Source organism: Porticoccus sp. GXU_MW_L64 (assembly GCF_052983295.1).
Map to the genome: position 1 here is coordinate 48,816 of NZ_JBRKJK010000001.1, position 23,176 is coordinate 71,991.

Here is a 23,176-nt window from a genome sequence, read left to right on the forward strand (position 1 = left end):
GCCGCGAAGCGGCGTAATCCACCAATCGTGGAGCGGAGGTGTTAACTTACATATTTGGATAGTTGGGCCCGCCACCACCTTCGGGCACCACCCAGGTGATATTCTGACTGGGATCTTTGATATCACAGGTTTTACAGTGCACGCAGTTCTGGCTGTTAATTTGGAACTGCCTGTCACCGTCGGCGCTTTCTACCACTTCATACACTCCTGCCGGGCAGTAACGCTGTGCGGGCTCGTCAAATATGGGCAAATTGTGGTTTAAAGGGATGGCGCTGTCTGCCAGTTTAAGGTGACAGGGCTGGTCTTCCTCGTGGTTGGTGTTTGAAAGGAACACCGAGGAAGGCTTGTCAAAACTCAGTTTGCCATCGGGTTTGGGGTAGTTGATGGGCTGGCAATCACTGGCGGGTTTCAAAGTGTCCCAATCCGCTTTCAGATCTGACAGGGTCCAGGGCAGCTTGCCATTGAATATATTGATGTCCAAAAAAGCGTAAGCGGAGCCAAGCACATTGCCCCAGCGGTGTTGAGCGGGGCCAAAGTTGCGTTGTGCATGCAGCTCTTTCCAGGCCCAGCTGTTTTGGTATGCGCTTTCAAAAGCGGTTAAATCATCGCCGCTTTGACTGTTCGCCAATGCTTCGGCAATGCACTCTGCCGCCACCATGCCGCTTTTCATAGCGGTATGGGTACCCTTGATCTTGGCGAAATTGAGCGTGCCGGCGTCATCACCAATCAACAAACCACCGGCAAAGGTCATTTTGGGTTGTGCTTGCAAACCACCTTTTACCAAGGCCCTGGCACCGTATGAAATTCGCTGCCCCCCTTCAAGATAGCGGGCAATGGCGGGATGGTGCTTGTAGCGCTGAAATTCATCAAACGGGCTGACGTGGGGGTTGTGGTATGACAAGTCCGTAATCAAGCCCACAGCTATCTGGTTGTCTTCCAGATGGTAGAGGAAGCCACCGCCACTGGAGTTGCTTTCCGAAAGCGGCCAACCGGCACTGTGGACCACCAGCCCTTGTTGATGTTTTTCTTCAGGTATTGACCACAACTCTTTGATTCCCAAACCATAATGCTGGGGTTCTTTATCTTTATCCAGCTCGTATTTGGCAATAAGCTGCTTACCCAAATGACCCCGGCAACCCTCGGCAAACAGGGTGTATTTGCCGTGTAATTCCATACCGGGCATGTAACTGTCTTTCTGGTTGCCGTCGGCAGACAAGCCCATATCGCCAGTGGCGATGCCCTTTACCGCACCATTGTCATCAAACACCAGTTCGGAGGCGGTAAAACCAGGGAAAATTTCCACACCCAGAGCTTCAGCCTGCTGCGCCAGCCAGCGGCACAAGTTGCCCAGACTGATGATGTAGTTGCCATGGTTGTGCATGGTTTTAGGGGCAAAAAAACCGGGAATCTTGCGGAATTTTTGGGCATCTGACAGCAGCAGAATATCGTCGCTGCTCACCGCGGTGTGCAGTGGAGCACCACGCTCTTGCCAGTCCGGGAATAGCTCATTGAGCGCTTTGGGCTCGAACACAGCCCCAGAAAGAATATGAGCGCCTACTTCAGAGCCTTTCTCCACAACACAGATTGAGGTTTCTGGCGACAACTGTTTAAGGCGGCACGCAGCTGACAGACCAGCCGGGCCAGCGCCAACTACTACAACGTCGTACTCCATGGATTCTCGCTGCACGTCACTCTCCAAAAGTTTTTAACGAAGGTTTCCAAGACCTGTTCACGCTAGGGAGAACAGGCTCTGATGCAAGGCATTCTACCCTGACAATTGAGGAGGCGTCATGGGTACGGTGAAAAAATCAGTGCAGGATAGTGACGGGGTGGTCGCGATTACTTGCTTTGTTTTTTGCGCTTGTCTCGCTGCCATTTTTCGCGCAGCTGTCGCTTTTTCTGGGGGGATAACTCTTGATAGCGGTCGCGAACATTGCGAATTTTCTCCCGCTGCTTGGGCGGGAGGACTTTATAGTTGTTTCGAGATTTGTCTTTTTGATGCTTTTTCTGCTTGTCTTTGTCGCTGGCATCAGCATCGACTGGCAAGCCAGTAGCAGCTAAAAAGACAATAAGAGCCAGAGAGAAAACAGTTCGTTTCATGGTTGTTGCTCGTGAAGACCCTCTATGGCATCAGTTTCCAACAGCCACTGATAGAATTCCAGGTCGTTTTCGATTTCCTGCTCCACCATGGCCATCGCCGCGGTGTTGGTGAATGTTGCGCTGTTATTGTTGTTAAACATCGGTGCGAACAGCATTGCCACGACCACAACGGTTGCCATGCCCACAGCAAATCCGGGCCAGGTAAACATGGGTTGTGATTTTCCGGGCTCAGGATTGGCCAGGGCCTCCTGACGCACGGCGGCCAACCGGGACTGCAGGCTATCTGGAATATTTGTTTCAGACTCCCGCAGTGTTTGCCGAAGCTGCTGTTCCAGTTGCTCGGGCTGTTTCATTTCTGCTACCTCATTGATAGTCGATCAATTTACAATATCTATTGGCTAGCGCCAACATTCCCCCAACTTGGCGCGCAACGCCTGCAGCGCCCGAAAGTAGTGGGTTTTTACACTGCCTTCGCTGCACTGCATGGCGCTGGCTGTGTCAGCGGTGCTCAAACCTTCCCAGCAGCGCAGCATAAAAGCTTCACGCTGGCGCTTGGGTAAATCCTGTATGGCTTGTTCCAGGCGGGCGATGCGCTGGTCGCTCTCTAGCTCCGCATCCGGGTTTACGTGCTCCGCTGCGGCGACATACTCATAGGGGTCGGCCGCTTGATCCTGAGGTTCTATAGAGGCGGGTTTGAGGCGCTCTATCCAGGTGCGGTAGCGGTTTTGTACCGCTCTGCGGCGGTGAAAATCGTTAATGCGACTGCGCAATATTCGATAAAACAAGGGGCGCCAATCGTCCCAGGTGCGGTCCCCATACAGCTGCGCCAGTTTGCTCATGGTGTCTTGCACTATGTCCAGCGCATCTTCCCGGTTGCCCACTGCAACCTGAGCCATTCGAAAGCCACGCTTTTCTACCGAGCGCAAAAAGTCATTCAGAGTGCGGTTATCCAGCGCAACCTCCATTTTTTGAGCGGTGCTGGTAATACCAACCGCATAGCTGCTTGCTGTGGTCATATCAGCCGCCATACCTTGTTGCATGGTAGCTGCGGTAGTGTTGTTCGTGATCAACCTCGGTGACAGGGGCGTACTCTTGAAAATCCGCGTCGCTCCAGTCATCGGCCCAATCATCAGCCGAGTAGTCACGATGGCCGCTATAGTGCCATTCATCCTGAGGATTGTCGAAGGCGTAATGCAATAACTCGCTGGCAACAACAGCGCCAGCGAGCCAGGTCACACCATCATTGCGATAGCCGCAACGATAGTCACGGTATCGGTGGTGCCGTTTTTGGTGGCGGTAGTGGCGGCGGTAATTGCGCTTGTGGTGGCGATAACGACGGTCTGAGCGGTAATAAGGGTAAACGTGGAAGTCCAAGTGATAATCATAACCGCCGTGACTGCGATAATGATTGCGATGGTGCCTGCGATTGTTTCTGTATTTGCGATGTTTGTTGGTGTGGTAGTGGCGATCGCCACCATGGGCCAGTAAATAACTGCTGTGGTGATTGCTGAATTTACCAGTGTAGCCCTGTTGGTCATAAGCGCTGCTGTCGGCAAAGGCCGGCGCGGTGGTTAATGCCAGTAATAGCAGGGCAATTGATCCCGATACTTTCATGGAGCTCTCCTGTTTGCCAAGTTAGGTTGCCAAATAAACAGCACAGGCGTGCACAGGAAAACGCGGTGATTATGTAGTGGTTGACAGATTACAGTCGCTGAAACTCCGCCCATACCGGAGCGTGGTCTGAAGGTTTTTCCATGGCTCGAATCTGGTAGTCAATACCGGCGGCGCTGCAACTTTGCAAGAGAGGCGCCGTGGCCAGCAGGTGGTCTATACGCAAGCCACGCTTGGGCTCGCGTTCGAAACCGCGACTGCGGTAGTCGAACCAGCTGTAATGCTGCTGGCTATCCGGGTAGTGCTTGCGGTAGCAATCGCCGAGCCCCCAGTCATAAAGCGCCTGATACCACTCCCGCTCTTCCGGCAAAAATGAACATTTGCCAGTGCGCAGCCAGCGTTTGCGGTTGTCTTCACCGATGCCGATGTCCAGGTCGGAAGGGGAGATATTCATATCACCCATAATCAGCAGATGATCCGCCGGATTACAGGCGCTGTTTAACAGTTCAAGCAGGTTGGCATAGAAGGCTTTTTTGGCCGGGTATTTGAGGGGGTGTTGCTGGCTTTCCCCTTGCGGAAAATAACCGTTGATGACTTGCAGGCGGGTTCCACTGTCAAGCTCCACTGTGGCACTTACCAGGCGCCGCTGGGCATCGTCATCATCACCGGGAAACCCTTTACTGGTTGTCAGGGGAGGGCGCTTGCACAGCAGTGCTACACCGTAATGCCCTTTCTGGCCGTGATAAGTCACCTGATAGCCCATGGACTGCAAGGCTTCCAGGGGGAATTCGTCATCGTGCACCTTCGTTTCCTGCAGGCCAATGACCTCGGGCTGGTGACTGTCAATTACTGCCTGCAGTTGATGCAAGCGAGCGCGAAGCCCGTTCACATTAAAGGAAACACATTTGAAGCTGGTTTGGCTCATATTTGGTTCACGGGCACTGGGATTACTGATGGCTCAGGTTATTGCTCAGTTCGTCTTTTTGCAGTTGCCGGGCAAAGCGCCTGGGGTTCTGTTTCAACAAAACCATGTCGGCAACAATACGGCTTGCCTCCATCAACAGAGGGTCTTTTTCTGCCAGCGGCAGTGTGTCTACATCTATATCCTCAACTGCTGCCTCGTACGCCTCGAAGTCTTGATAAGGTTCTTGTCCTTTAGTGCTGCGCCTCTGGTTTTCCAGACTCAACTGCTGTTGTTGACGCTGTTCCAGAATGGCTTTTCGTTGTTTCAGGTTAAGGCTTAAGGGAAGCTCATTTTCCTCACTGAAGCGACGCCCCAGTTCAGCAGATTCCACGGCGTAGTTAAAATCCGGGTCCTGATTGGCTCTGCGTTGGTGATTCTGTTGCAGCAGAACAAGTTGCTCGGAAAGGTTGCCAAACTGTCGGTAGGGGGCGGCGCGAATACGATCCCAGGGCAGGGCGTTTTCGTTACTGCTTTCACCAATTTTTTCCGGGTTTGCCTGGCTGGGAAAGTGAATATCCGGCACCACTCCCCGGCTTTGAGTGCTGTCGCCAGAAACGCGGTAAAACTTGTGTTCGGTCAGTTTCAACTGGCCCTTGCCAAGAGGTTGCAGGGTTTGCACGGTGCCTTTACCAAAGCTCTGGCTGCCGACAATAATGCCGCGTCCGTAGTCCTGAATAGCCCCGGCGAAAATCTCCGATGCGGAAGCGCTGAGGCGATCAATCAATACCACCAGCGGCCCCTTGTAAGCCGCGGGACGCCGTGAACGCTGGGTGCGGTCTATCTGCCCATTGCTGGAGCGAATCTGTACCACCGGGCCGGGGTTGATAAACATGTCGCTGAGGTGTGTGGCCTCCAGCAGGGAGCCGCCGCCATTGCCGCGCAAATCCAGGATAATGCCATCCACACCATCATCACTGAGCAGTTCACCCATCAATCGAGACACGTCTTTAGTGGTACTGCGGTAATTGCGATCGTTTTTGCGCAGCGCCTCAAAATCCAGGTAAAACGTGGGAATATCAATAACACCGACGCGATAGGTGGTACCGCCAACGGGCACGTCTACAATCTGTTTTTGCGCTGCCTGATCTTCCAGCTTTACCTTGTCGCGGGTGATATCGATGGTTTTCATCAGCCCGGAGGCTTCCGCCTTGCCCGGCAAGACCTGCAGTGAAGCAATGCTGCTTTTGGGGCCTCGAATCAGATTTACGGCGTCATCCAGGCGCCAGCCTACCAGGTTGGTATGCTCCTGATCACCGGGGTTTTTGATGGCAACAATCTTATCGCCTACTTGCAATTGCCCCTGCTTGTCAGCAGGGCCGCCAGGCACAATACTCACCACTTCTATATAGTCGTCAGTGCGCTGTAAAACCGCTCCAATACCCTCTAAAGACAGAGACATATTGATGTTGAAGGTATCGCTGTTGCTGGGGGAAAAGTAGTTGGTGTGGGGGTCAAAAAGGGTGGCGGTGATGCCGGCGTAGGCACTGAACACATCCCGCGATTCCGTTTGCTGCAGCAGTTTTAACTGATTTTGATAGCGTTTGACCAGCTGCTCGCGGGCCTTGTCCAGCTGTTCGCCTGCAAGAAGTTTTTGCACCAGTTCAGCTTCGATGGTTTTACGCCACAATTCCTGACGCTCTGTAGCAGACTGCAGCCAATCCCTCTCTTTATGATTGCGCGGCAGGGATTCATCGTCGTCCAGATTGAACTGATAATCGCTTTCCAATAACTCGATATTGTGTTCCAGGTGCTTCAGGCGAATAGCCTGCAGGCGGTTGTAGGCGGAATAACCAAACTCCAGGCGACCTTGTTTGAGTGCATCATCCAACGCCAGTCGCCAGGAGGAGAACTGGTTGATATCAGATTGCAAAAAGTGGCTTTTGGTCGCATCCAGGGCGTTCAAGTAAGCGTCGTAAAGCTCTTGGGAAAAATTATCGTTAATAGCGCGCTTTTGGTAGTGCCCGGAAACCAGCGCTGAAAGCATCTCCTTCATTAACTTGCCGTGTTTTTTCTCTGGTTCAAGCCTATCCAGTGTCGCGGCGCTTGCGGTAAAGCTGCCAGCGAACAGCAGCGAAAGAAGTAGAGGAGCTCTGTGGATTTTCAGCATAAGCATAAACAACCTGTCAATTTCACCCTTAATACGACAAGGGACTTTGGCCGGAGTTTACCACCAGTGGTAAAAATTTCCCCTAGAGGGGTTACAGTTTTTTACATAAATGGAATGCACCAGATGAAACGCCTCAGCCGAACGCAGACTATAATTATCAAATTACATTAATATATTTCTATAAGCTTTTGATAATAAACTAATAAGTAGCTTGCTTACTGATAATTTATGCCTGTTTACGGGGAGGTGGTAGGCGACTATCAGGTTTTAAGGAGAGGGCTACAAGGTTAGCTGGGTGCAGATGAAAGGATTGAGTGACGATTTATTAAAGCTTAATTTAACATAATATACATTATGCGCAGCCCTGGGTTTAAATTGGCGCTATCCCTATAGACTTTCCACGTTTAAACTTACAAAGGTCTAACTATTTCGCCTGGTGCCAGATCCCTGACCCTCTGCTCAACCTGGTAGCTAATTTGCTGGATTTTTTGCTCAGACAGCGGCCTTGTGCCAGGGTTAAATTTTGTGAAAAATCTTTCAACAAACCCCAATGCAAGTACGGGTATGTCAGGCTTGGACGCCTGTTGCACATACCAGCCAGGAAGGACGATTACCGGAAGGGATAAAACTTCAAAGCCGGTTGCTTTGGTGAGCCAATTGCGAACCCATTTCGCTTGTGACTGCGCTTGTTTTATTGGAAGAACCTCTTGCCAGCCTGGAAATTTTAAAACTCCATTTTTGTACACAACCTTAAACTCAGTTTTCGGATTTTTGCGAGAAGACTTCCGCTTGGAACGCCCTTTGGTCTCTACAACAAATACCCCTGCCGGACTAACAACCAAATGGTCGATATTGAATCCCTCTGCCGGTATATCGTGAAAAACCCTAAAGCCTTTTAGCATAAGTTGGTCCAGCTCCTGACCAACGGCAAGCTCACACTCGTAGCCAAGACGAAGAACCTGGATGCGCTTAAAACGCCTGGCCAAATCACAAAGTCCACCTATAGCAAAAAGGACACCCGTGACTGCAAAGATAATGGTCTCAGATGTTGTAGATTGAAAAGAATTGAAGGGAATAAAGAAAAACCCACAGAACACAAACGCCAGAGAAAAGCCTATGGATAACTGCTCTCCTCCCAGCTGCCGAGCCAGCTGTGTTCCTGCTGGCCGGCGTATGGATTTTGATAGTGGGTTGAGATAATTCCTTTGTTTGAATGACAGGTAATGCAACACTGCTAAAGAGAAGAACAGAGGCAGCAGCATTATTGCCGCATTGATAAGCATTCTTTCCATGATTCGCCCCCCCTCTTCTGAGTTACTGGCCTGTTAACTTACTGGCTCTCTCATCGTCACAAACTCCTCCGCCGCTGTTGGGTGAATACCCACGGTATTGTCGAAGTCCGCTTTGGTGGCGCCCGCTTTGATGGCGATGCCGATGCCCTGGATAATTTCTCCAGCGTGATCTCCCAGCATGTGGCAGCCGATTACTTTGTCTGTGGCGTTGTCGACGATCAGTTTCATCAGTATTTTGTCGTTGCCGCCACCCAGGGTTTGTTTCATGGCGCGGAACTGGCTTTTATAGACGCGAATATCGCCGTACTGCTCTCTGGCCTGTTCTTCGCTGAGTCCCACGGTACCGATATTCGGTTGGCTGAATACGGCTGTGGGAATATTGCTGTAGTCCACTGGGGCGTGCTCGTTTTTGTAGAGTGCCGCAGACAATGACATGGCTTCTGTGATGGCCACTGGCGTCAGGGCCACTCGGTCGATCACATCGCCAATAGCGTATACGCCAGCTTCGGCTGTCTGGAAGTTGTCGTCCACCACAATGGAGCCGTTTTTGCGCACTTCTACCGCTGTGTTTTCCAGGCCCAGCCCTTCCAGGTTCGCTTTGCGTCCTGTGGCGTACATCACCTGGCCTACGGACAATGTAGAGTTATCGGTAAGTGTGGCTTTGATTTGGCCTTTTTCGATGCTTTCCAGGGACTCGATATTGGTATCAAAGTGCAGGTGAACACCTTTGTTTTTCATCTCGGTGGCCAGAGCTTCGCGAACATCATTATCAAAGCCTCTTAAAAACATCGGACCCCTATAAATTAGATGAGTTTCCACACCTAAACCATTGAATATTCCAGCAAATTCCACAGCAATGTATCCCCCGCCAACAACGATAATTTTCTCTGGCAGGTTATCCAGGTAGAAGGCTTCGTTGGAGGTAATGGCCAATTCATTGCCGGGAAATTGAGGCACGAAGGGGTAGCCACCGGTGGCGATCAGTATTCGCTCTGCGGTGATTGTCTGCCCCCCAACTGATAGTTGGTTGGGGCCAGTAATGGTGGCCTTGCTTTCGAACAGGTCCACCCCTGAACCGTCCAACAGGTTGCCGTAAATACCGTTTAAACGCCTTATCTCAGCGTTTTTGTTGGCGATCAAGCGTTGCCACTGGTGTGTTGGTGGTTGCTCAATATCCCAGCCAAAGCCCTTGGCGGCATGGAATTCTTCTGCAAATTCTGAAGCGTAGACAAACAGTTTTTTGGGGACACAGCCTACGTTGACGCAGGTTCCACCCAAATGCTGCTGCTCGGCAACGGCAACTTTGGCGCCGTATTGGGCCGACATGCGTGCGGCGCGTACACCGCCGGAACCGGCGCCAATAACAAATAAATCGTAGTCGTAATCGCTATTACTCATAAGATGTCCTTTGATTTTCCTTTTCTATGCGCACTACCTGAAAGTGATGGTGGCCTTCCACCATCCAGATAATATTAAATTCATACAGTTTGACGCCATATTGATTGCTGTCGCTCCAATCATTGCGCCGATAGGCTGGGCGAGGGTCTTGAGACAATACCTGGCCGATAAATTCCTTCAAGTCGGGGATTTTTTCAATGGCAAATCGAATTTGTTGCTCTGCCTGCCGGGAGAACGTCACACGAGCTTTGGCTTCCGGCTTGTGGTGAGCAAATCCCGCACTGGCGTTGCCAAGACTGTCGCAATAAGGCAGATAGGGCTTGATATCGATAACCGGTGTTTGGTCCAGTAGGTCGAAACCGCTGATCTCAAGCCAACTCTGCCCGCCCTCCTCTTTCACTGCATCCAGAGTCACTACAGACATACCGATGGGGTTGGGGCGAAATGTCGAACGGCTGGCAAACACGCCGGTTTTCTGGTTACCACCCAGGCGCGGTGGTCTGACCAGAGGTTTCCAGCCTTGTTGCTGAGTACCGTGGAATACAAACAACACCCACAAATGGCTGAATTGGTTGAGGTCGCGGACGCTGTCTGGGTGGTTGAACGGAGGCAGCAGTTCAATTCGCCCCCTGGCCGCTGGCACCAACCCCGGCTGGCGCGGCACCGCAAACTTCTCCTTGTAAGGGGAGTGAACGGTACCGATGATGTCAAAAGACTGAGTGTTCAAAATACCACACTACTTCGCAGGCCGTAGTGTATCCACACCCCCCATATACCCGCGCAATGCCTCTGGTACCACAACGCTGCCGTCTGCCTGTTGGTTGTTTTCCAGCACTGCCACCAGGGTGCGACCCACCGCAAGGCCAGAACCGTTCAGGGTATGCAGCAATTCCGGCTTGCCGGTTTCCGGGTTGCGCCAGCGAGCTTTCATGCGGCGCGCCTGAAAATCGCAAAAGTTACTGCAGGAGGAAATTTCCCGGTACGTATTCTGCGAGGGCAACCACACTTCAATATCGTAGGTTTTGGCAGCGGAAAAGCCAGTATCACCACCGCACAATACCATGGTGCGATAAGGCAGATTGAGCTTTTCCAGAATCACTTCCGCACATCGAGTTAACTCGTCCAACGCCTGCCAGGAATCACCGGGTTTGACGAACTGCACCATTTCCACTTTTTCAAACTGGTGCTGGCGAATCATGCCGCGGGTGTCGCGTCCATAGCTGCCCGCTTCACTGCGGAAACAAGGCGTATGGGCAGTGTATTTAAGTGGCAGCTGCTCTGCTTCCACAATCTCGCCACGCAAGGTGTTGGTGACAGGCACCTCGGCGGTTGGAATCAGGTAAAACTCATGCTGACCTTCGAGCTTGAATTGGTCTTCGGCAAACTTGGGCAGCTGACCGGTGCCGTACAGCGAGTCGCTGTTGACGATATAGGGCACGTACATTTCCCGGTAACCGTGTTCAGCGGTGTGGGTATCCAGCATAAATTGAATCAGTGCCCGATGCAGCCTGGCGATATCACCCTGCATGACCACAAAGCGCGAGCCGGTGAGCTTTACGGCGGTCTCAAAATCCATACCACCGAGATCAGCGCCCAGGTCAACGTGATCTTTTACTTTAAAGTCGAATGTTTTGGGTGACCCCCAGCGGCGCAGTTCCACATTGTCGTCTTCGCTGGTTCCGGCAGGCACAGAGTCGTGAGGTGTGTTGGGGATGCTCAACATCATGTCGTGAAATTCCGCCTGAACCTTGTCCAGCTCTTGCTTGGCGGCATCAAATTGCTCTCCCAACTCGGCAACCCGGGCTTTCAGGGTATCGACATCGCCGCCCTCCTTCATGGCCTGACCGATGGATTTGGACAGGGTTTTGCGCTCTGCCTGTAGCGCCTGAGAGCCGGCTTGCAGTTCCCGGCTTTTGGTTTCCAGGGTTTCGAATTTTTCACTATCGAACTGGTAATTGCGCTTTGCAAGCGCAGCGGTAACCGCATCCATATCTGAGCGGATAAATTTGGGATCGAGCATAAACAGGTATCTTTATTGGTCAGTAAGTCTTAAATGAGTCGCGTCAACCAGATTGCCAACAGGGTTGCCAACAAGCAACCCACCACGCTGACTATAATATAGCTAACGGACAATACAGGGTGGCCATTCTGCCACAAAGCCAGGGCGTCAAGCGAGAACGCCGAAAATGTGGTGAAGGCGCCGAGAAAACCCACCATCAGCAGGTTGCGCCATTCCCCGGGGAGCACACCTTTATCCGCGACAAGCACATACAAAAACCCCATCAGAAAGGAGCCGACAAGGTTGACCAGCAACGTTCCCAACGGGAAGCGTTCACCCAACAGCGGGAACACCAGGGTATTTACACCAAAGCGACAAACTGCCCCCAGAGCACCGCCAAAAGCTACAGCCAACCACTGCATGTCAGTGCCCCTCCCCATTCGATTTCGGACTGGATGGTGAGTAGCGTTGCTCGCCACTGTCTTTATCCAGAGCTCTCAGGTGTTGAAGTTTGTCAGCTATTTTTTGCTCCAGACCGCGGGGTACTGGATGGTAGTAGCCTGTGTTTTGAATGTCTTCCGGGAAATAACATTCACCGGCGGCATAACCATTGGGCTCGTCGTGGGCGTAGCGGTATTCGCGGCCGTAGTCCAACTCTTTCATCAGTTTGGTAGGAGCATTGCGCAAGTGCATTGGCACCTCGTAGCTGGGTTGCTGTTTCACGTCCCGCATCGCCTGTTTGAATGCTGTGTACACGGCGTTACTTTTTGGGGCCGCTGCCAGATACACCAATGCTTGAGCAATAGCCAACTCCCCTTCCGGGCTACCTAAACGCTCCTGGGTTTCCCAGGCGTCCAGGGACAAGCGCAACGCTCTTGGGTCGGCATTGCCAATATCTTCGCTGGCCATACGCACCACCCGGCGGGCGATATACAACGGGTCGCAGCCTCCGTCGAGCATGCGCGCCAGCCAATAGAGCGCGGCGTCTGGCGATGAGCCGCGCACGGATTTGTGCATGGCGGAAATCTGGTCGTAAAAGTTCTCGCCACCTTTGTCAAAGCGGCGAGTGTCTGCCACCAGCACTTCCTGCACGCTTTCCAGCTCGATGCAACCGCTCTCCCCCACCAGGTCACTGGCGATCTCTAGCAGGTTGAGGGCGGTACGGGCATCGCCATCGGCGGCAGCCACCAGTGCGTTCATGGCATCGGCGGACAAACTCATATCATCGGGCAGTTGCGCTCGTTCGGAACTCAGGGCACCGTTGACTACGGCTTTTACTTCATCTTCGCTGAGGCTGCGCAGCACATAAACACGGCAACGGGACAGCAGAGCATTGTTGAGTTCGAAAGACGGGTTTTCGGTGGTGGCGCCAATCAATACTACAGTGCCATCTTCCACAAATGGCAAAAAGGCGTCTTGCTGGGATTTGTTAAAACGGTGCACCTCGTCCACAAACAGGATGGTTTTGCGCCCACGGATATCGCGCTCCTCTTTGGCGCGGTCGATGGCAGCGCGAATATCTTTAACCCCGGACAACACCGCAGAAAGGGTTTCAAAGTGGGCGTCTGCGCTCTGGGCGATAATTCTTGCCAGGGTGGTTTTGCCCACACCCGGTGGCCCCCAGAACACCATGGAATGCAGCAGCCCCGCTTCAATGGCATCCCGCAGGGGTTTGCCATCGCCAAGAATGTGCGACTGGCCAACGTACTCCCCCAGAGTTTGCGGGCGCATACGGGCTGCCAATGGGCGGTAAACAGTTTGCTGGAAGATGGATGGGGTCATTGACGATCTAGCGGCGAATAATATTTTTCGTCATCGCGAAGGAGCGAAGCGACTGCGGCGATCTCCAGACAAGCACTTCGTAGAAGGAGGTTGCCGCGTCGCCTTCGGCTCCTCGCAATGACAGCGAGTGCGGGGATGACGAGAGCTATTAGTTATATATCACATCCACCCCATCGGGTATATCAAACACAAATTGACTGTCGTCCAAAGTTGGGTTGACTGTTATTTGCTGGAATATGATTTCGGTGCGCTCTCCCAGGTTGTCTGTTATGGCAAGAGCTTCCGGAACCCCTTCGCTAAAGCGGATAATAATGTGCTGATAGAGGCTGGCTGGCTGGCGCGGGTAAAGCGTGAAGCTGTCTTTACCTTCACCTTGCTGAATACGGTAGTTAGCCTGGAGTTTTTCAAAATCACCCATCAATAACAACGCTGGAGCAGCGCTATCATCTTCGCTAACCGATTGAATGGTAACCTGCTCCAGATCCGGGTCGTACAACCAAAGGGTGTTGCTATCGCTGATCAGCTGTTGGCCGTATTCACCGGCCACGATCCAGCGAACTTTGCCACTGCGTGTTACCTGCATATCACCTTGTTGCTGAAGTTCTGCCAGGTGCTCTCCTGCCTGGTCGTATTGATTCTGTTGGAACTTGCCGCCGAGACTTTCGATGGGCGTCAGCAATGCTTGCAGTCGCTCGGCTGCAGGCTGGCCACCCGCTTGTGCAGCCAGTGCAAAAAATACACAACAAACAACACACTGTAATTTCATCATGTTCCTTAATCCCGTCCGCCAGGTGCCAACACTTCCCGGCTGCCGTTGCTTCCCATGGGGCTGACCACACCGGCGGCCTCCATGGTTTCGATCAGGCGCGCGGCGCGGTTGTAGCCGATACGCAGCTTGCGCTGTACCGCTGAAATGGAGGCTTTGCGACTTTCCAATACAAAATTCACCGCTTCGTCGTAGAGCGCATCGGACTCGTCGTTACCATCGCCTTCGCCCTCGGCGGCAAAGCCGGGAACGGCGATGGTGTTGGTCACGCCCTCATCGAGAATCTCATCCAGGTATTCCGGCTCGCCGCGGCGCTTCCAGTCGGCCACCACTTTGTGCACTTCGTGGTCGTCCACAAAAGCACCGTGTACCCGCACCGGCACGCCGCTGCCTGGGGGCAGGTAGAGCATGTCGCCGTGGCCCAGCAGTTGTTCGGCGCCACCCTGGTCAAGAATGGTGCGGGAATCAATTTTCGACGACACCTGGAACGCAATACGGCTGGGAACGTTGGCTTTGATCAGGCCGGTAATCACATCTACCGAGGGGCGCTGAGTGGCGAGAATCAGATGAATACCCGCCGCCCGCGCTTTCTGGGCAATACGGGCAATCAGTTGTTCCACTTTTTTGCCGACAATCATCATCATGTCGGCAAATTCGTCGATCACCACAACGATGTAAGGCAGTGCTTCCAGGGTCGGGGGCTGTTGCGGAATGTCCTCCTCGAACACGGCAGCATGGGGGTCGGGCTGCCACAGTGGGTCCGGAATGGGTTCTCCTGCAGCGATGGCGTCTTTTACCTTGCGGTTAAATCCGGAAATGTTACGCACACCCATGGCCGCCATCAGTTTGTAACGGCGCTCCATCTCCCCCACACACCAGCGCAGCCCGTTGGCGGCGTCTTTCATATCGGTGATGACCGGGGTGAGCAAATGGGGAATGCCATCGTACACCGACAATTCCAGCATTTTGGGGTCCACCAGAATTAACCGCACTTCTTCCGGCGACGATTTAAACAGCAGACTCAACAGCATGGCGTTAATGCCCACGGACTTACCGGAGCCAGTGGTGCCTGCGACTAACAAATGGGGCATTTTGGCAAGGTCGGCTACCGTGGGGATGCCGGAAATATCGTTACCCAAAGCCAGGGTCAGCGGCGAGTAGGCGCTTTCATATACGTCGGATGACACCACTTCTGACAGGCGCACCATTTCACGGTGTTCATTGGGAATTTCGATACCCATGACCGACTTGCCCGGGATTACCTCTACTACCCGCACACTCACTACCGCCAGGGAGCGGGCCAGGTCTTTGGCCAGGTTGGTAATGCGGCTGGCTTTTACGCCGGGGGCGGGCTGGATTTCAAAGCGGGTAATAACCGGCCCCGGCATAACTTCGACAACTTCTGCGGAGATACCAAAGTCTTGCAGCTTTAACTCCAACAGGCGAGACATGGCTTCAAGAGATTCTTTGGAAAACCCTTTGCCGGAATCGCCGTCTGCCGCATCCAGCAATCCAATGGCGGGCAGCGTGCCAGTAAGCGGCTCTTCAAACAGGGTGGTTTGTTTTTCTTTTACCGCCCGCTTGCTGGGAGCGGCTTTGGCAGGTGCAGTGGGCATCTGGATGCTGGGGGGAATGCGTTTTTCCGCCGCCTTGACCTTTTTGGCGACTTTTTCTTTGCGGGCCTGTTGAGCTTCTGATGCCTGGCGCGCTTCTTGTCGATTGCTGCGTATGGCGACCACCCGACTGCGCAACCAGTCGTAGCTGAACAGGCTGATGCGCCCGAGCCCGTCGATCAGCGCCAGCCAGGAAATATCCGCAAAAATGGTCAGGCCAAACAGCGCTACTGCCAGCAATACCAGAGTGCTGCCAACCACGCTAAAGGCGGATACTGCCACCTGAGCCACCCCCGCTCCCATAACACCACCCAGACCTTCCGGTAATGTTGAGCTGACCGTACCGTAATGCAGGTCGGTGAGTGCGGTAGTGCTGAGCATTACCAGTAGCAGCCCCAAACAGCGTTGAGCAAAGGTGAGCCAGTCGAGCGGTGGTTGCTGATCGTCACGTTTACTGCGAAACACCCGCCAGGCGCGCCAAATCAGCAATAGCGGGAACATGTAAGCCATAATGCCAAACAGCCAGAACAATACGTCTGCCAGCCATGCACCGGTGGGGCCAGCGGCGTTGCTGACCATATCGCGACTGCCGGTGTGGGAGAACCCGGGATCACTGGCGGAAAAGCTGAACAGCGCAATCAGCAGGTAGATACACACTACCAACCAGCCAATCAGCGCTCCTTCACGCATAATCAGCTCAAAGCGGCCGCTATTGGCAGCCTCGTTTGCGGGGGTTTTTCTGGAACTGCTGGACTTACTCAAGTTATTTAACTTCCCTTTGCAAGCTATTGTCGTTGTTATAAAAGCTGCTTTTGATTATCTACGAACAGTGGGCCAATTGTAAGGCTTCATTGACGGTCAAAATAGTGGCTGTCAGGCAATTGTATTGGTTCTGTTTACAGTATTAAGTATCATAACCCGCCTGCATGACTGCCTGAGGGAATTTTTTCAAATAAAGCGCCTCAAACTGGCTCTCCGTTAGCAAGAATCCAATAGATATAGGAAGAAATTGATGTCTGAACCTCAACACCACCGCCTGATCATTCTCGGCTCTGGCCCTGCAGGTTACACCGCAGCGGTATACGCCGCACGCGCCAACCTGAACCCGGTAGTTATTACCGGCATCCAGCAAGGTGGCCAACTCACCACCACCACAGATGTGGATAACTGGCCCGGCGACCCGGAAGGTGTTCAGGGGCCAGACCTGATGGTGCGCATGCAACAACACGCGGAACGCTTTAACACCCAGGTTATTTTTGACCACATTGAAAGCGTGGATTTTAACCAGCGCCCGTTCAAACTGGTGGGCAACGAAACTTACACCTGCGACTCGGTAATTATCTGCACCGGTGCTTCAGCTCAGTATCTGGGCCTACCCTCGGAAGAAGCCTATATGGGCAAAGGCGTTAGCGCCTGTGCTACCTGCGACGGTTTTTTCTACCGGGATCAGAAAGTGGCGGTCATCGGCGGCGGCAATACCGCGGTTGAAGAAGCCATGTACCTGTCCAACATCTGCAGTGAAGTAACCCTGGTACACCGCCGCGACGAGCTGCGTTCCGAAAAAATCCTCCAGGACCACCTGTTTGAAAAAGTGGAAAGCGGCAATATCAACATCGAGTGGAATCACACCCTGGACGAAGTGCTGGGTGATGACGCCGGTGTTACCGGCCTGCGCCTGAAAAGCACCCAGGACGGCACCACCAAAGAGCTGGATGTGAGTGGTGTATTTATCGCTATTGGCCACAAGCCCAATACCGACTTGTTTGTGGATCAACTGGATATGAAAGATGGCTACCTGAAAGTACAGGGCGGCTCTGAAGGCAATGCCACTCAAACCACCATTCCCGGTATTTTTGCCGCTGGCGATGTGGCCGACCATATCTACCGTCAGGCGGTTACCTCCGCCGGTTCCGGCTGTATGGCGGCACTGGACGCGGAGAAGTTTCTTTCCCTGTAAAGCTCCGCCTTCTTGTCATTCTGAACGCAGTGAAGAATCTCTTTGCATCAAGTACATTGAGATTCTTCGCTACGCCCAAGATGACCGGAGTAGTTCACCATGACTGAACTGACACTACTCGACAGCCATCAACCCGTATTCCCTTCCCCACAGAATGCGCTGACCAACCCCAATGGCCTGTTGGCCGTTGGCGGCAATCTGCAACCACAAACCCTGATGACCGCCTATCGCCAGGGAGTATTCCCCTGGTACAGCGAGGGCGAGCCGCTGTTGTGGTGGAGCCCGGAACCACGGGCGGTGATTTACCCCGGTGAATTACATACATCCAAAACCCTGGCAAAACTCTATCGCCAACAGCGCTATCAAATTACCTTTAACCGGGATTTTGCCGGGGTAATCGGCCATTGCCAGAATACGCCTCGCAACGATGGCGGTGGCACCTGGATCACGGATGAAATGCTGAGCGCGTACTGTCAGCTACACCAACAAGGGCACGCTCACTCTGTGGAAGTCTGGAGTGACGGGTGTTTGGTGGGCGGCCTGTATGGAATAGCGGTGGGCTCGGTATTTTGTGGGGAATCCATGTTCAGTGCCGTCAGCAATGCGTCCAAGCTGGCGCTGTTGGCACTGTGTAAACAGGTGCCAAAACTTAAACTGGTGGACTGCCAATTGCCCAACCCTCACCTTTCCTCATTAGGTGCGGTGGAAATTCCCCGCCAGCAGTTTCTCGCCCAGCTGCAAAAATACGGAACCGAGGTGCTCAGCTTGCCGTCTGACTTGTAGTACTATTGCTGCAGATTGGTCATTCTGAGCGTAGCGAAGAATCTCATTGCTACCCAGCATAGAAATCACTCGCCGAGCTCAGGGTGACAGCAAAGAGGCTTTTATGTCCCGTGATATTTCACCAGATGTATCCACTATTCGGTTATTTCTAACCGAACCACACCCCTGCAGCTACCTGAAAAACCGCAGCGCCACTACCGCCTTTGTCGACCCATCTCTGCCCTTGACTGCCCCGGTGTATGATCGCCTTACCGACAGTGGCTTTCGGCGCAGTGGCAAATACCTGTATATCCCCCACTGCCAGAGCTGCAGCGCCTGTCAGCCCTCGCGGATTCCCGTTGCGGCATTCAAACCTAACCGCCAGCAACGACGCTGCATCCGCGACAATGCCGACTTGGAAATTACCCTGGCATCCAGCGTCGACCACGACGAACACTTCATGCTTTACAGCGATTATATCTGCCTGCGCCACGCCGACGGAGATATGTACCCGCCCACTCGCAGCCAGTATGACGATTTTATTGCCTCGCCATTTGCCTTTACCCGATATCTGGAATTTCGCTACCAAGGAAAATTAGTCGCCTGCAGCCTGGTGGACATTCTGGATCGTGGCATTTCCGCCATTTACACCTACTACGACCCTAAAGCAGAGCGCCGCAGTTTGGGTACTATGGCCATTCTGACAGCGGTTGAGGAATCCCGCCGCCGCAATTTACCTTATGTCTACCTGGGTTACTGGATAGCCGACTGTCAGAAAATGCGTTACAAAACCCGCTTTAAACCGGTGGAAATACTGTCAGAGGGAAACTGGCAGCCACACAGCGACAAAAACACGAAAAGTGGTGGCTAAGCGGTCGCTTTTCAGGCAGAATTGCCGCCTTTCAAAATGAACACCCCGTCCGCAGGCGGCAGCAACGTACTGGAGTACAGCACAGGTTATGGCAAAAGAAGATGTCATTGAGCTGGAAGGCGAAATTATCGACACCCTTCCCAACACTACCTTCCGGGTAAAACTGGAAAACGGCCATGTAGTTATTGCCCATATTTCCGGCAAAATGCGCAAACACTACATTCGTATTCTGACTGGCGACAAGGTGAAAGTTGAGCTGACCCCTTACGATTTGACCAAGGGGCGCATTACTTACCGCGCCCGGTGATCTGGACAGCAGACAGCAAAAGGCCAGCCTCTTATGAGGCTGGCCTTTTTTGTATCTCGCCATAGCGAGGAGCTTTTTTCGTAACTATTCAGCTCACGCGCCAAAATTTTCGCCTTGCCTGCTCGATTTGGCACGCAATCTGAACAGTTACAGGGCATGCTGAATAGTTACCTTTTTTCAAGGAAGGAAAGTGACGTGGCAATTTCGTCCAGTATGAGGCGATTTGATGGAGATCGCCGCGCTGCGCTCGCGATGAAGGTTTTTAATCCACTTCCGCCACTTTTTGCCGATCGGCGGTACTGGCAAATTCAAACTTCAGCTCGTTGTCTTTAACGGCAACACTCACTGTACCGCCCTTATCAGACAACTCACCAAACAGCACTTCTTCGGCCAGTGGTTTTTTCAGCTTTTCCTGAATCAGCCTGGCCATTGGCCGTGCACCCATGCGCTCATCGTAGCCATTCTCTGCCAGCCAGGTAACCACTCCCGGCTCTACATCGAGAACCACTTTCTTGTCGTCCAGTTGCGCCTGCAGTTCGGTAAGGAATTTATCCACCACTACTTTGACCACGTCCAGCTGCAATGCCTGGAACTGGATGATGGCATCCAAACGGTTGCGAAATTCCGGAGTAAAGCCCTTCTTGATCACCTCCATGCCGTCGCTGCTGTGATCCTGATTGGTAAAACCAATGGACGCGCGGCTCATTTCTTCAGCACCGGCGTTGGTGGTCATAATCAAAATCACATTGCGGAAATCCGCCTTGCGGCCATTGTTGTCAGTAAGGGTGCCGTGGTCCATCACCTGTAACAGGATATTGAACACATCCGGGTGGGCTTTTTCGATTTCATCCAGCAGTACCACAGAGTGTGGGTGTTTGGTCACCGCATCGGTAAGCAAACCGCCCTGATCAAAACCCACATACCCGGGAGGCGCGCCGATCAAGCGGGACACCGTGTGGCGCTCCATATATTCCGACATATCAAAACGGATCAGCTCGATACCCATAACTTCAGCCAGCTGTTTGCTGACTTCGGTTTTACCCACACCGGTGGGTCCGGCAAACAGGAAAGAGCCAATGGGTTTGTCACCATCCCGCAAGCCAGCGCGGGCCAGCTTGATGGAAGTGGACAGAGCATCGATGGCCGGATCCTGGCCAAACACCACCAGCTTGAGTTGTTCCGACAAGCTGCGCAGGCGCTCCTTGTCGCTGGCGGTAACACTTTTGGCGGGAATGCGGGCAATTTTGGCGACAATGCGCTCTACATCCACAACCCCCACCACTTTCTTGCGCTTGTTAAGCGGCTGCAAGCGTTGGTAGGCACCGGCCTCATCGATCACATCAATGGCCTTGTCCGGCAAAAAACGGTCTGTGATATGGCGGGCAGACAGCTCCGCAGCGGTACGCAGGGCGCCCTGGGTAAAGCGCAGGCTGTGGTGTTCTTCAAAGCGCTCTTTCAGGCCTTTGAGAATGTCAAAAGTCTCCTCAACGCTGGGTTCGGGCACGTCAATTTTCTGGAAGCGACGCGCCAGGGCGCGGTCTTTTTCAAAAATGCCGCGATATTCCTGGAAGGTGGTAGAGCCTATGCAGCGAATCTTGCCGGAACCGAGCAGCGGCTTGAGCAGATTGGAGGCATCCATCACGCCACCAGAAGCGGCGCCGGCACCAATAATGGTGTGAATTTCGTCAATAAACAGTACTGAGTGAGGCAGTTTGTCCAGCTCCGCCAGTACACCTTTAAAGCGCTTTTCAAAATCGCCCCGGTACTTGGTGCCCGCCAACAGTGCGCCCAAATCCAGGGAATAGACGGTGCTGTCTTCCAACACTTCCGGCACATTGCCTTCCACAATGTGCTTGGCCAGACCTTCGGCGATAGCGGTTTTACCCACACCGGACTCACCCACCAGCAGAGGGTTGTTTTTGCGCCGCCGCGCCAATATCTGACAGACCCGCTCCACTTCAAATTCCCGACCTACCAAGGGGTCGATTTGGCCTTGCTCTGCCTCGCGATTGAGGTTGGTGGCAAATTGCTCCAACAGGCTTTTGCCGGGTGATTCTGCCTCGGTGGTTTCTTCGCCTTCCTGGGGTTCACTGTCCGGATGTTCCGGTTGTTCCGCCACTTTGGAGATACCGTGGGAGATGTAATTCACCACATCTACCCTGGCAATATTTTGCAGCCTCAGAAAGTAGACCGCCTGGCTTTCCTGCTCGCTGAAAATGGCCACCAGCACGTTTTCACCTTTTACCTCTTTTTTGCCGGATGACTGCACGTGAAATACCGCCCGTTGCAGCACGCGCTGAAACCCCAGTGTCGGCTGGGTGTCGCGTTCGGCATCGGCAACGGGAATCAGGGGAGTGGTGGACTCGATAAATTCGTCCAGGTCACGGCGCAGGTCATTGAGCTCGGCACCGCAGGCTTTGAGCACGGTGGCGGCAGATTCGTTATCCAGCAGCGCCAATAGCAGGTGTTCGACGGTCATGAACTCATGCCGTCTGGAGCTGGCGCCTTTAAACGCCAGATTTAAAGTTACTTCCAGGTCTCGACTCAGCATGGCAAGGCCTCCTCAGTAAACAGGGGCATAACAAATGTGCCGTTACACCAATTAATAGCGGTCATCATCCCCCTCTGAGGGTTCCACCTCACACAGCAGCGGATGATCACACTCTCTAGCATATTGATTCACTTGGGTGGTTTTAGTTTCCGCAATATCACGGGTATAAAGGCCACAAACTGCCTTTCCCTCGGTATGTACCCGCAACATAACCCGCGTGGCCTGCTCGCGGTTCATGGCGAAGTAACTTTCCAGCACCTCGACGACAAATTCCATCGGCGTGAAGTCATCATTGAGCATAACGACCCGGTACATGGGCGGTTTACGCAACTTTGGCCGCACCTGCTCAACCACCGCGTGACTGTTATTGCCGGTGTGGAACTCATCGTCAGCGGATGCTTTAACAATCTCTTTCATGGCAAAATCTGGTTCACTCGTGGCCATTTGTACAGCGTTTGGCGATGTATAAATAAAAAGGGTCAGCAAACGGTAGTTTAACGCTAAATCATCACTTTTAAAGCCAATTTCAGGCTTTTTTCCACCTTGACTTGGGGCTGTAATCCCTATACAAATTAAGGTTGTATATTTTTTATACACGTGGATGAGGTTAGAGTCGTTATAAACGACCCTGAAACAAGGGTCTCACCACGCCAAAAACAGGTCCAAAGGGGGGTTCCTGTTATGCCTGTAGGTACTGTCAAGTGGTTTAACAACGCCAAAGGTTACGGCTTTATTCTGCCGGAAGAAGGTGAAGGGGATATCTTCGCCCACTACTCTGCCATTGAGATGGATGGCTACAAAACGCTGAAGGCGGGCCAGCGTGTCAGCTTTGATGTCACCGAAGGCAGCAAAGGCTTACACGCTGCCAATATTCGCTCTGCTGATGATGGCAGCCAGACAGCTGCCCCGGAACCCGAAGCAGAACTGCAACAGTTCTGACACCACTACCCTACCTCTGACTCAGTCTTCGGGTTTGTCCAAGCCCGGTAAATTCCTGCCTTGAAGCTTTTACTGCGCTATTCCGAAACGTCCTGTACTGGTATACTCCGCGCCCGAAAAGTTACCGTCATCACCCGCCGATACAAACAGGAAAGCA

General features: G+C 53.0%; 22 protein-coding genes. 5 read left to right on the top strand and 17 right to left on the bottom strand.

The window, feature by feature from the left end; translation table 11 throughout:
* Positions 1-46 precede the first annotated feature (46 nt).
* The 15 genes from ACVBEJ_RS00275 to ACVBEJ_RS00345 all read right to left on the bottom strand — a co-directional run bounded on the left by ACVBEJ_RS00275 (position 47) and on the right by ACVBEJ_RS00345 (position 16,322).
* Positions 47-1,672, bottom strand: a complete 1,626-nt coding sequence (locus ACVBEJ_RS00275) for an electron transfer flavoprotein-ubiquinone oxidoreductase (protein WP_447127891.1) — start codon at positions 1,670-1,672, stop codon at positions 47-49.
* A gap of 167 nt (positions 1,673-1,839) precedes the next feature.
* The gene (locus ACVBEJ_RS00280) at positions 1,840-2,100 is read right to left on the bottom strand and encodes a DUF3106 domain-containing protein (protein WP_447127590.1); all 261 of its coding nucleotides are present in this window, start codon (positions 2,098-2,100) and stop codon (positions 1,840-1,842) included.
* A complete protein-coding gene (locus tag ACVBEJ_RS00285; RefSeq protein ID WP_447127591.1) occupies positions 2,097-2,453 on the bottom strand; it encodes a hypothetical protein in 357 nt (118 codons plus the stop codon). Before ACVBEJ_RS00285 ends, ACVBEJ_RS00280 begins: the two co-directional genes overlap by 4 nt.
* A 45-nt stretch (positions 2,454-2,498) precedes the next feature.
* Positions 2,499-3,116: an RNA polymerase sigma factor gene (locus ACVBEJ_RS00290; RefSeq protein ID WP_447127592.1), complete on the bottom strand. Its 618-nt coding sequence runs from the start codon at positions 3,114-3,116 to the stop codon at positions 2,499-2,501.
* Between the two features lies 1 nt (position 3,117).
* Positions 3,118-3,714 (bottom strand): hypothetical protein, encoded by a 597-nt coding sequence (locus tag ACVBEJ_RS00295; protein WP_447127593.1) that lies wholly within the window; start codon positions 3,712-3,714, stop codon positions 3,118-3,120.
* An 88-nt stretch (positions 3,715-3,802) separates the two neighbouring features.
* On the bottom strand, positions 3,803-4,636 hold the full coding sequence (gene xthA / locus ACVBEJ_RS00300; protein WP_447127594.1) for an exodeoxyribonuclease III: 834 nt from the start codon (positions 4,634-4,636) through the stop codon (positions 3,803-3,805).
* A 22-nt stretch (positions 4,637-4,658) separates the two neighbouring features.
* Positions 4,659-6,668: a carboxy terminal-processing peptidase gene (locus tag ACVBEJ_RS00305; protein WP_447127595.1), complete on the bottom strand. Its 2,010-nt coding sequence runs from the start codon at positions 6,666-6,668 to the stop codon at positions 4,659-4,661.
* 524 nt (positions 6,669-7,192) lie between these two features.
* A complete protein-coding gene (locus tag ACVBEJ_RS00310) occupies positions 7,193-8,074 on the bottom strand; it encodes a nuclease-related domain-containing protein (RefSeq protein ID WP_447127596.1) in 882 nt (293 codons plus the stop codon).
* A gap of 33 nt (positions 8,075-8,107) precedes the next feature.
* Complete coding sequence (gene gorA, locus ACVBEJ_RS00315) at positions 8,108-9,472, bottom strand: glutathione-disulfide reductase (protein WP_447127597.1); 1,365 nt, start codon at positions 9,470-9,472, stop codon at positions 8,108-8,110.
* Positions 9,465-10,199 carry a tRNA (N6-threonylcarbamoyladenosine(37)-N6)-methyltransferase TrmO gene (tsaA, locus tag ACVBEJ_RS00320; RefSeq protein WP_447127598.1) on the bottom strand — a complete coding sequence of 245 codons (735 nt, stop codon included), beginning with the start codon at positions 10,197-10,199 and terminating at the stop codon, positions 9,465-9,467. Before tsaA ends, gorA begins: the two co-directional genes overlap by 8 nt.
* A 9-nt stretch (positions 10,200-10,208) precedes the next feature.
* The gene (gene serS, locus ACVBEJ_RS00325; protein WP_447127599.1) at positions 10,209-11,492 is read right to left on the bottom strand and encodes a serine--tRNA ligase; all 1,284 of its coding nucleotides are present in this window, start codon (positions 11,490-11,492) and stop codon (positions 10,209-10,211) included.
* A 29-nt stretch (positions 11,493-11,521) separates the two neighbouring features.
* Complete coding sequence (crcB, locus tag ACVBEJ_RS00330) at positions 11,522-11,893, bottom strand: fluoride efflux transporter CrcB (RefSeq protein ID WP_447127600.1); 372 nt, start codon at positions 11,891-11,893, stop codon at positions 11,522-11,524.
* A gap of 1 nt (position 11,894) precedes the next feature.
* Positions 11,895-13,253, bottom strand: a complete 1,359-nt coding sequence (locus ACVBEJ_RS00335) for a replication-associated recombination protein A (RefSeq protein WP_447127601.1) — start codon at positions 13,251-13,253, stop codon at positions 11,895-11,897.
* A gap of 148 nt (positions 13,254-13,401) precedes the next feature.
* The gene (gene lolA, locus ACVBEJ_RS00340) at positions 13,402-14,022 is read right to left on the bottom strand and encodes an outer membrane lipoprotein chaperone LolA (protein WP_447127602.1); all 621 of its coding nucleotides are present in this window, start codon (positions 14,020-14,022) and stop codon (positions 13,402-13,404) included.
* Positions 14,023-14,027: 5 nt separating this feature from the next.
* Positions 14,028-16,322, bottom strand: a complete 2,295-nt coding sequence (locus ACVBEJ_RS00345) for a DNA translocase FtsK (RefSeq protein ID WP_447127892.1) — start codon at positions 16,320-16,322, stop codon at positions 14,028-14,030.
* A gap of 322 nt (positions 16,323-16,644) precedes the next feature.
* On the opposite strand from ACVBEJ_RS00345, the gene trxB reads away from it, so the two are divergent.
* The 4 genes from trxB to infA all read left to right on the top strand — a co-directional run bounded on the left by trxB (position 16,645) and on the right by infA (position 19,529).
* The gene (trxB, locus tag ACVBEJ_RS00350; protein WP_447127603.1) at positions 16,645-17,589 is read left to right on the top strand and encodes a thioredoxin-disulfide reductase; all 945 of its coding nucleotides are present in this window, start codon (positions 16,645-16,647) and stop codon (positions 17,587-17,589) included.
* A 99-nt stretch (positions 17,590-17,688) separates the two neighbouring features.
* Positions 17,689-18,372, top strand: a complete 684-nt coding sequence (gene aat, locus ACVBEJ_RS00355) for a leucyl/phenylalanyl-tRNA--protein transferase (protein WP_447127604.1) — start codon at positions 17,689-17,691, stop codon at positions 18,370-18,372.
* Between the two features lie 103 nt (positions 18,373-18,475).
* Positions 18,476-19,222 carry an arginyltransferase gene (locus tag ACVBEJ_RS00360; protein WP_447127605.1) on the top strand — a complete coding sequence of 249 codons (747 nt, stop codon included), beginning with the start codon at positions 18,476-18,478 and terminating at the stop codon, positions 19,220-19,222.
* An 88-nt stretch (positions 19,223-19,310) separates the two neighbouring features.
* On the top strand, positions 19,311-19,529 hold the full coding sequence (gene infA, locus ACVBEJ_RS00365; protein WP_447127606.1) for a translation initiation factor IF-1: 219 nt from the start codon (positions 19,311-19,313) through the stop codon (positions 19,527-19,529).
* Between the two features lie 262 nt (positions 19,530-19,791).
* On the opposite strand, the gene clpA is transcribed toward infA, so the two are convergent.
* Complete coding sequence (gene clpA / locus ACVBEJ_RS00370) at positions 19,792-22,080, bottom strand: ATP-dependent Clp protease ATP-binding subunit ClpA (RefSeq protein WP_447127607.1); 2,289 nt, start codon at positions 22,078-22,080, stop codon at positions 19,792-19,794.
* Positions 22,081-22,131: 51 nt separating this feature from the next.
* Entirely contained in the window at positions 22,132-22,497 is a 366-nt protein-coding gene (gene clpS / locus ACVBEJ_RS00375) for an ATP-dependent Clp protease adapter ClpS (RefSeq protein ID WP_447127893.1), read from the bottom strand.
* 264 nt (positions 22,498-22,761) lie between these two features.
* Here clpS and cspD point away from each other — a divergent pair, with 264 nt between their 5' ends.
* Positions 22,762-23,019 (top strand): cold shock domain-containing protein CspD, encoded by a 258-nt coding sequence (gene cspD / locus ACVBEJ_RS00380; protein WP_447127608.1) that lies wholly within the window; start codon positions 22,762-22,764, stop codon positions 23,017-23,019.
* Positions 23,020-23,176 lie beyond the last annotated feature (157 nt).

Coding starts and splice junctions, on each gene's coding strand:
- serS (WP_447127599.1), bottom strand. CDS start 11,492: ATGCTCGATCCCAAATTTATCCGCTCAGATATGGATGCGGTTACCGCT.
- cspD (WP_447127608.1), top strand. CDS start 22,762: ATGCCTGTAGGTACTGTCAAGTGGTTTAACAACGCCAAAGGTTACGGC.
- gorA (WP_447127597.1), bottom strand. CDS start 9,472: ATGAGTAATAGCGATTACGACTACGATTTATTTGTTATTGGCGCCGGT.
- trxB (WP_447127603.1), top strand. CDS start 16,645: ATGTCTGAACCTCAACACCACCGCCTGATCATTCTCGGCTCTGGCCCT.
- ACVBEJ_RS00335 (WP_447127601.1), bottom strand. CDS start 13,253: ATGACCCCATCCATCTTCCAGCAAACTGTTTACCGCCCATTGGCAGCC.
- ACVBEJ_RS00295 (WP_447127593.1), bottom strand. CDS start 3,714: ATGAAAGTATCGGGATCAATTGCCCTGCTATTACTGGCATTAACCACC.
- ACVBEJ_RS00275 (WP_447127891.1), bottom strand. CDS start 1,672: ATGGAGTACGACGTTGTAGTAGTTGGCGCTGGCCCGGCTGGTCTGTCA.
- ACVBEJ_RS00310 (WP_447127596.1), bottom strand. CDS start 8,074: ATGGAAAGAATGCTTATCAATGCGGCAATAATGCTGCTGCCTCTGTTC.
- aat (WP_447127604.1), top strand. CDS start 17,689: ATGACTGAACTGACACTACTCGACAGCCATCAACCCGTATTCCCTTCC.
- lolA (WP_447127602.1), bottom strand. CDS start 14,022: ATGATGAAATTACAGTGTGTTGTTTGTTGTGTATTTTTTGCACTGGCT.
- ACVBEJ_RS00360 (WP_447127605.1), top strand. CDS start 18,476: ATGTCCCGTGATATTTCACCAGATGTATCCACTATTCGGTTATTTCTA.
- clpA (WP_447127607.1), bottom strand. CDS start 22,080: ATGCTGAGTCGAGACCTGGAAGTAACTTTAAATCTGGCGTTTAAAGGC.
- ACVBEJ_RS00305 (WP_447127595.1), bottom strand. CDS start 6,668: ATGAAGGAGATGCTTTCAGCGCTGGTTTCCGGGCACTACCAAAAGCGC.
- ACVBEJ_RS00345 (WP_447127892.1), bottom strand. CDS start 16,322: ATGCGTGAAGGAGCGCTGATTGGCTGGTTGGTAGTGTGTATCTACCTG.
- ACVBEJ_RS00280 (WP_447127590.1), bottom strand. CDS start 2,100: ATGAAACGAACTGTTTTCTCTCTGGCTCTTATTGTCTTTTTAGCTGCT.
- ACVBEJ_RS00290 (WP_447127592.1), bottom strand. CDS start 3,116: ATGACCACAGCAAGCAGCTATGCGGTTGGTATTACCAGCACCGCTCAA.
- infA (WP_447127606.1), top strand. CDS start 19,311: ATGGCAAAAGAAGATGTCATTGAGCTGGAAGGCGAAATTATCGACACC.
- xthA (WP_447127594.1), bottom strand. CDS start 4,636: ATGAGCCAAACCAGCTTCAAATGTGTTTCCTTTAATGTGAACGGGCTT.
- ACVBEJ_RS00285 (WP_447127591.1), bottom strand. CDS start 2,453: ATGAAACAGCCCGAGCAACTGGAACAGCAGCTTCGGCAAACACTGCGG.
- crcB (WP_447127600.1), bottom strand. CDS start 11,893: ATGCAGTGGTTGGCTGTAGCTTTTGGCGGTGCTCTGGGGGCAGTTTGT.
- clpS (WP_447127893.1), bottom strand. CDS start 22,497: ATGAAAGAGATTGTTAAAGCATCCGCTGACGATGAGTTCCACACCGGC.